Annotated in this window: 1 protein-coding gene; it reads right to left on the reverse strand. The window is 31.8% G+C overall.

Annotated features, from left to right (window positions below; genetic code table 11):
* Positions 1 to 140: 140 nt before the first annotated feature.
* Positions 141 to 395, reverse strand: coding sequence for a hypothetical protein (locus JEP71_RS17445; RefSeq protein ID WP_198626678.1), 255 nt, complete (start codon positions 393 to 395; stop codon positions 141 to 143).
* Positions 396 to 538: the final 143 nt, after the last annotated feature.

The following is a 538-nucleotide window of genomic DNA, read 5'->3' on the forward strand; positions in this document are numbered from 1 at the left end:
GGATCATCCGTTTCTTTTATTCCTGTATTATAATTTCCTTTTTTAATATTATTAATGCGTTTAAAAAAAACAAATGATTCTAATGTACTTAAATACTCTGCATTTTTTCCATTAAATACTTTCAAACCATATTTACTCATTTATTTTAACCCCACAATAATAATGCCATCCATCGATGGCGAGGTTATATTGGATTTCCAATAGACGGTATTGCCTGAAACAGAGGTGCGAATACTATACCGACCAATAGCTGTCGCATATAATGTTAACCCATTAGGAACAGTATATTGCTTACTTCCATCTCCCGTTATTTTAATAAAATCGAGCACAAATGATGAACTGGTGATGTTTTCCACCGCGCCTTTATCATTATAAATTGTTAATCCCCATGACATTTTATTGACCTTTTTATGAAAAATAACTCGACTAACCCAAGTAGCCCAATTTAACAACCAACTTATTATTTTCATCATAAACATAAATAGTATTATTGGTGATCACTAACCGCCCTTTCGTACTGCCTGAATTAATATCTAAT

Source organism: Proteus sp. PR00224 (assembly GCF_016238105.1).
In the GTDB taxonomy this organism is placed as follows: Bacteria; Pseudomonadota; Gammaproteobacteria; order Enterobacterales; family Enterobacteriaceae; genus Proteus.

Excerpts from the sequence above, each read along its gene's own strand:
- JEP71_RS17445 (WP_198626678.1), bottom strand. The coding sequence starts at position 395 with ATGTCATGGGGATTAACAATTTATAATGATAAAGGCGCGGTGGAAAAC.